The organism is Streptomyces sp. CRN 30 (genome assembly GCF_034105845.1).
The window spans coordinates 1-5,337 of the sequence record NZ_JAVRHI010000145.1 but is presented as its reverse complement, the minus strand read 5'-3'; the positions used below and the strand labels follow the sequence as shown (position 1 = coordinate 5,337).

Genomic DNA, 5,337 nt, shown 5'->3' with positions numbered 1-5,337 from the left:
CCCACGTCGACCTCCAGGGCGGCACTCCGTCCGGCGTCATGCTCCCCATCCACTGGGGCACGTTCAACCTGGCGCTGCACTCCTGGGACGAGCCCGGCGAGGGGACGGTGGCCGCCGCCCGCGAGGCGGACGCCGTGGTCGCCCTGCCCCGGCCCGGCGAGCCCTTCGAACCGTCCGGGCCGCTCCCCACCAGCCCCTGGTGGCGGGAGGCGGCCGTACCCGCCGCGCCACCGCGGCACGGTCCGGCCGAGGCGGGCGGCACCAGGGCCGCCTAGGGCGACCTGGACCTGGCGGGCGAGCGCTAGGTGTATTGCCCTGTGAGGTTGGGGGCGGCCGCCGGTCAGCCGTCGTTCTGCGGAGGGCCCGGCAGCGCCAGGCACAGGGCGTCCAGGGCCGCTGTGAAGGCGTGGTCCGGCGGGGTGCCGTAGCCGATGACGAGCCCGTCACGCGGTGGCATCGCGCTGTCGGGGTGGCGGTAGGGGCGCAGCCCGTCGACGGCCAGCCCCTGCCGCCGGGCCGCGCGCAGGGCGGCGTCCTCGGTGTTCCGGGGCAGTTCGAGGACGGCGTGCAGCCCCGCCGCGACACCGCTGACCCGGATGTGCGGGGCGCGTGCGGCGAGCGTGTGCGCGAGCAGGTCGCGGCGGCGCCGGTAGTGCTGCCGCATGCGGCGCAGATGCCGGTCGTAGGCGCCGCAGGCGATGAAGTCGGCGAGCGTGAGCTGGTCGACGACGCCCGACCACAGCTCCCGGGCTCCCTTGGCGGCGAGGACGTCGTCGACCAGCCACCCGGGCAGTACCATCCAGCCGAGCCGCAGCGCCGGGGACAGGCTCTTGCTGGTCGAGCCGATGTAGACGACCCGTTCGGGATCGAGGCCCTGCACGGCGCCGACGGGCTGCCGGTCGTAGCGGAACTCGCCGTCGTAGTCGTCCTCCACGAGCAGCCCGCCACGGGAGCGCGCCCAGTCGACGACCGCCGCCCGGCGCTCCGGATGCAGCGGGCCCCCGGTGGGGAACTGGTGCGCCGGGGTGAGCAGTACGGCCCCGGCCCCGGTGTCCGGCACCTCGTCGATCCGGGCTCCGTGGGAGTCGACCGTCAGCGGTACGGTGCGCAGGCCCGCCTCCTCCAACAGGGCCCGGTGGAAGCCCAGTCCGTAGGACTCCACCGCCACCGGACCCTCCAGCACGCTGCCCAGCAGCCTCAGCGCATGGGCGAACCCGGAGCAGAGCACGATCCGGTCGGGGTCGGTGCGCACGCCCCTGGCGCGGGCCAGGTACGCCGTGAGTGCCTCGCGCAACTCCGGCCTGCCACGCGGATCACCCACGCCGAAGGCGTCGTTGGGGGCCGCGGCGAGGGCCCGGCGCGCGGAGGTGAGCCAGGCGGCGCGCGGGAAGGCGGCCGCGTCGGGCGAGCTGGGCATCAGGTCGTGCAGGACGCGGCGGCGGGTCCGGCGCTGCGGGCCGCGCCGCTGGTCCGGGTGGAGCGGAGCGGCACGCCGGGCGACCCGGGTGCCGGAGCCCTGGCGGGCGGAGAGCCAGCCCTCCTGGACGAGTTCGGCGTAGGCGTCGGCGACGGTGTTGCGGGCGATTCCCAGGTCCTGGGCGAGGCTGCGGTAGGGAGGCAGACGGGTGCCGGGGACGAGCCGGCCGGAGCGGATGGACTCGCGCAGGGCGTGCATGAGCCGGCTGCGCGTGCTTCCCTCCCCGGACAGCTCCAGGTGGAGGTCGGTGCCCGCCACGTGGCCCGGTCCGGAGGTCGCCGGCTCCGCGGTATTGACCCACGTTTCTTCCACGGGAATGCACCCTACCCCGGGTCGTTACCGCTCCTAGGGTCGAGACATGACAACGTTTCAGGTGCCGCAGCGCATGGACTTCCCGGCCGTCGCCCCCAAGGTCTTCAAGGCCGTCCTGGCCCTCGACTCCGCCGCCCGCGAAGGGCTCGACCCCGTCCTGCTGGAGCTGGTGCAGATCCGTGCCTCCCAGGTCAACCACTGCGCGTACTGCATCGACTACCACACCTCCGACGCCCGCAAGGCGGGTGAGACGGAGGAGCGCATCTACCAGCTCTCCGCCTGGCGCGAGTCGAGCCTCTACACCGAGAAGGAGCGGGCCGCCCTCGCGCTGACCGAGGCCGTCACCCTCCTGCCCCAGGGCGTCTCGGACGCGGTGTACGAGGAGGCCGCGAAGCACTTCGAGGAGAAGGAGCTCGCCCAGCTCATCACCCTCATCTTCACCGTCAACGCGTGGAACCGGATGAACGTCACCACGCGCAAGACGCCCGGTACCGAGTGACCGACCGGTCCCCCCACGGGCGGTGGCCCACCCACCTGGGCCACCGCCCGTGGCATGCCATGACCCGTATCCCGCAGGAAGGGCTGCTGCAGCCGTGACCACCGTCGACACCCCGGTGCCCGCCACCGGCGGCCGTTCACCTGTCAGGGGGTGGCTCGCCGTCCTGGCGGTGACCCTGGGCATCTTCTCCCTGATGACCTCCGAACTGCTGCCCGTGGGACTGCTCACCCCGGTCGGCGCCGCCCTCGACGTCTCCGAGGGCACCGCGGGACTGATGGTGACCGTTCCGGGCCTGGTCGCCGCCGTCTCGGCGCCCGTCGTCACCGTGGCCACCGGTCACCTCGACCGCCGTGTCGTGCTGGTGATCCTCATCGGTCTGATGGGCCTGGCCAACCTGGCCTCGGCCTTCGCGACCGGCTTCGCGGTCGTCCTGGCCGCCCGCTTCCTGATCGGCGTCAGCGTCGGCGGCTTCTGGTCCGTCGCCGGCGGCATCGCGCTGCGGCTGGTGCCGGCCGAGCACGTCCCCCGGGCCACCGCCGTCATCTTCGGCGGCGTCGAGACCGCGTCCGTCCTGGGCGTCCCCACGGGCACGGTCATCGGTGACCTCAGCGGCTGGCGCACCGCGTTCGCCACCGTGGGCGTCCTCGGCCTGATCGCCCTGGCCTGCATGCTCTTCCTCATGCCGAAGGTGCCGGCCGAGCGGACCGTCTCGTTCGCCGAACTGCCCCGCGTCCTCAAGGGCGACGCGGGCGTACGGGCCGGGATCGCCATCACCTTCCTGGTGATCACCGGGCACTTCCTGGCCTACACTTTCGTCCGGCCGATCCTCCAGGACGACGGCATCGGCGACCACATGATCGGCGCGCTGCTGCTCACCTTCGGCATCGCCGGCATCACCGGCAACTTCATCGCCGGAGCCCTGGTCGCCGAGCGGCTGCGGCAGACCGTCATGGGCATCGCCGTGGTGCTCACCGTGGCCATGACGCTCCTCGCGCTGGTCGACACCGACGCCGTCACCGCGGGCGCCGTCCTGATCCTGTGGGGCCTGGGCTACGGCGCGGTGCCGGTCACCTTCCAGACCTGGATCCTCGACGCCGCGCCGGAGGCCACGGAGGCCGCCTCCTCCCTGTACGTCTCCACCTTCAACCTCTCCATCGCGCTGGGCGCGCTGTTCGGCGGGTTCGCCGTCGACGGCCTAGCCGTCACGAGCGTGCTGTGGATCGGCGCCGCCCTCGCCGTCCTGGCCCTGCTCGTACCGGTGGCTCTCGGCCGGCAAGAGCGTGACCATGACAGTGGGTGACGCTCGGGGCGTCGTGCGGAGGGCTCTCGGAGGCCGGAGTTGACACCCGCCAAGGTGAATTCACCGGGACATTCCCGCGGACTCTTCCGCATGTCCTCGTGCGTCCTCGGGGGAGCGGGAGCCCGCGCTCCTCGGCCCCGTTGCGGGTGCGGATCGCTTTTGACCAGCTTCGATCGAAGTTCTTCACGCAACGGGAACGCGTGTCCGGTGAATTCTCGGGCAGTCGTGCGAAACCTCATACCAGAGCGGAAAGCCGTGCGGGGGACTTTGTCAACTGACCACCGCACCTGATGGGTTGCCGACTACTGTGCGTTGCTGTCGGGCGACACCGGGCCGAAATCTTCGGCTCTCTCGACCGGCACGCGATGGCGCACGCCCGGGTCGCGCAGACGCGGGAGCCCCCACGCCCCCGACGCACCAGTACGAGGACACCGATGTCTCACCTTCGCGCACCGGCCACCCGCGCAGACCGCCGTGAGGGCGGCCGGCACGGACGGCCGGTCGCCCGCTCCACCTCCCCCCTGACCGAGACGGCGATACGCCCGCAGCTCCTGCGTCTCGCGGTCCTGCCCCCCGTGGCGGTGGCCCTCAGCGCCTGCGCGGCGGTGCTGTTCACCGTCCGCTCCACCGGAGCGCCCCCCGGCCCCACCCTGTGGGCCGTGCTCGCCGGAGCCGTCGGCGTCGCCCTCGCGGGCATCGTGATCGCCGCCGTGGCCGCCGACCGCACCGCCAAGTCCGTACGCGCGCGCCTCGTCGCCCTGCGCCGCGCCAGCGCCCGCGGCGAGGCCGACCTGCGGACCCTCGTCGAGGCGCTGCGCCGGGGCGAGGGCCCACCCGCGCGGACGCCGCGCACCGGACCCCCGGCGCACGCCGACGAGTTCGACCTGCTCGCGGCCGACCTCGCGCAGGCGCACGAGGCCGCCGTCGGCGCCGTCGTCCACGCCGCCCAGCTCTCCAGCCGGACGGGCAGCGAACAGAAGGTCGAGGTCTTCGTCAACCTCGCCCGGCGCCTGCAGTCCCTGGTGCACCGCGAGATCTCGATCCTCGACGAGCTGGAACACGAGATCGAGGACCCGGACCTGCTCAAGGGCCTCTTCCACGTCGACCACCTGGCCACCCGCATCCGCCGCCACGCCGAGAACCTCGCCGTCCTCGGCGGCGCCGTCTCCCGCCGCCAGTGGAGCCACCCCGTCTCCATGACCGAGGTGCTGCGCTCCGCGATCGCGGAGGTCGAGCAGTACTCACGGGTCAAGCTGGTGCCCCCGATCGACGGCACCGTGCGCGGCCACGCCGTGTCCGACGTCATCCACCTCCTCGCCGAACTCGTCGAGAACGCCACCGTGTTCTCCGCCCCGCACACCCAGGTGCTGCTCCGCGCCGGCCTCGTCACCTCCGGACTCGCGGTGGAGGTCGAGGACCGCGGCCTCGGCATGCCGGCCGGCGAACAGGACCGGATGAACGCCCTGCTCGCCGACCCCGACCAGGTGAACGTCGCGAGCCTGCTGCAGGACGGCCGCATCGGCCTGTTCGTGGTCTCCCAGCTCGCCCGGCGGCACGGCATCCACGTACGGCTGCAGGCCAACATCTACGGCGGCGTCCAGGCCGTGCTCGTCGTGCCCGAGGCGCTGCTCGGCACGGAAGGCGGCGAGCCGGACGAGGTGCCGCGGGAGCAGCCCCGGCCGGCACCGGGCGCCCGGCGGCCGCCGAAGTGGTCCGCCGTCCCGGAGCCCGCCCCCGCGCCACCGCCCG

4 protein-coding genes and 1 pseudogene are annotated in these 5,337 nt (G+C 73.4%); 4 read left to right on the top strand and 1 reads right to left on the bottom strand.

The window, feature by feature from the left end:
• Nucleotides 1-275, top strand: a pseudogene (locus UW392_RS13900) (MBL fold metallo-hydrolase); the annotation flags it as partial.
• Nucleotides 276-340: 65 nt separating this feature from the next.
• Here UW392_RS13900 and UW392_RS13895 read toward each other — a convergent pair.
• Nucleotides 341-1,789 (bottom strand): PLP-dependent aminotransferase family protein, encoded by a 1,449-nt coding sequence (locus UW392_RS13895; protein WP_320775270.1) that lies wholly within the window; start codon nt 1,787-1,789, stop codon nt 341-343.
• Nucleotides 1,790-1,835: 46 nt separating this feature from the next.
• Here UW392_RS13895 and UW392_RS13890 point away from each other — a divergent pair, with 46 nt between their 5' ends.
• From UW392_RS13890 to UW392_RS13880, 3 genes are all read left to right on the top strand, one after another.
• Nucleotides 1,836-2,288, top strand: a complete 453-nt coding sequence (locus tag UW392_RS13890; protein WP_320775269.1) for a carboxymuconolactone decarboxylase family protein — start codon at nt 1,836-1,838, stop codon at nt 2,286-2,288.
• 94 nt (nt 2,289-2,382) lie between these two features.
• Nucleotides 2,383-3,588, top strand: coding sequence for an MFS transporter (locus UW392_RS13885; RefSeq protein WP_320775268.1), 1,206 nt, complete (start codon nt 2,383-2,385; stop codon nt 3,586-3,588).
• Between the two features lie 434 nt (nt 3,589-4,022).
• The coding region (locus UW392_RS13880; RefSeq protein WP_320775267.1) for an ATP-binding protein at nt 4,023-5,337 on the top strand (1,315 nt) is incomplete at its 3' end.